The following is a 1010-nucleotide window of genomic DNA, read 5'->3' on the forward strand; positions in this document are numbered from 1 at the left end:
GTCACACCTGTTCCCATGCCGAACACAGTAGTTAAGCTCTCCAGCGCCGATGGTAGTTGGGGCTTTGCCCCTGCAAGAGTAGGACGCCGCCAGGCTACATAAGTGTCGGAGGATTAGCTCAGCTGGGAGAGCACCTGCCTTACAAGCAGGGGGTCGCAGGTTCGAGCCCTGCATCCTCCACCATTTGTTTTTTATAACTACATAAGCCGGCCTAGCTCAATTGGTAGAGCAACTGACTTGTAATCAGTAGGTTGGGGGTTCAAGTCCTCTGGCCGGCACCATTTTTGATGCATATAACTTTTTTGGAGCCATTAGCTCAGTCGGTAGAGCATCTGACTTTTAATCAGAGGGTCGGAGGTTCGAATCCTCCATGGCTCACCAAGGTTTTGCGGGTGTGGCGGAATTGGCAGACGCGCTAGACTTAGGATCTAGTGTCTTTCGACGTGGGGGTTCGACTCCCTTCACCCGCACCATTCATTTCAATGTATTAAGCGGAAGTAGTTCAGTGGTAGAACACCACCTTGCCAAGGTGGGGGTCGCGGGTTCGAATCCCGTCTTCCGCTCCAATTCCCATGCCGGGGTGGCGGAATTGGCAGACGCACAGGACTTAAAATCCTGCGGTAGGTTTCTACCGTGCCGGTTCGAGTCCGGCCCTCGGCATCATATGCGCCCGTAGCTCAATTGGATAGAGCGTTTGACTACGGATCAAAAGGTTAGGGGTTCGACTCCTCTCGGGCGCGCCATATTTTGCGGGAAGTAGCTCAGCTTGGTAGAGCACATGGTTTGGGACCATGGGGTCGCAGGTTCGAATCCTGTCTTCCCGACCATTTTGAAGGGGCCTTAGCTCAGCTGGGAGAGCGCCTGCTTTGCACGCAGGAGGTCAGCGGTTCGATCCCGCTAGGCTCCACCATATTATTTCCAAACCTAAAAAAGTTATTGACAAATGCTTGTTAGGTTGATATAATAATCAAGTCGCCAAAATTAGAGCGACAAAACATTTGCTCTTTGAA

General features: G+C 52.0%; 9 tRNA genes and 1 rRNA gene. All 10 read left to right on the forward strand.

The features are described 5' to 3' along the window. A 5S ribosomal RNA gene (gene rrf, locus IEX12_RS23105) occupies positions 1 to 95 on the forward strand; the annotation flags it as partial. 12 nt (positions 96 to 107) lie between these two features. Continuing rightward, positions 108 to 183 (forward strand) — tRNA-Val (locus IEX12_RS23110). A gap of 22 nt (positions 184 to 205) precedes the next feature. Beyond that, a tRNA-Thr gene (locus IEX12_RS23115) sits at positions 206 to 281 on the forward strand. Positions 282 to 305: 24 nt separating this feature from the next. Then, positions 306 to 381 (forward strand) — tRNA-Lys (locus IEX12_RS23120). Positions 382 to 388: 7 nt separating this feature from the next. Beyond that, positions 389 to 473 (forward strand) — tRNA-Leu (locus IEX12_RS23125). An 18-nt stretch (positions 474 to 491) separates the two neighbouring features. Further along, a tRNA-Gly gene (locus IEX12_RS23130) sits at positions 492 to 566 on the forward strand. A gap of 8 nt (positions 567 to 574) precedes the next feature. Continuing rightward, positions 575 to 660 (forward strand) — tRNA-Leu (locus IEX12_RS23135). A 6-nt stretch (positions 661 to 666) separates the two neighbouring features. Beyond that, positions 667 to 743, forward strand: a tRNA-Arg gene (locus IEX12_RS23140). Between the two features lie 7 nt (positions 744 to 750). Further along, positions 751 to 827 (forward strand) — tRNA-Pro (locus tag IEX12_RS23145). A gap of 7 nt (positions 828 to 834) precedes the next feature. Continuing rightward, a tRNA-Ala gene (locus tag IEX12_RS23150) sits at positions 835 to 910 on the forward strand. Positions 911 to 1010: the final 100 nt, after the last annotated feature.

This window comes from Lentibacillus populi, from assembly GCA_014642895.1.
In the GTDB taxonomy this organism is placed as follows: Bacteria; Bacillota; Bacilli; order Bacillales; family Amphibacillaceae; genus Lentibacillus_C; species Lentibacillus_C populi.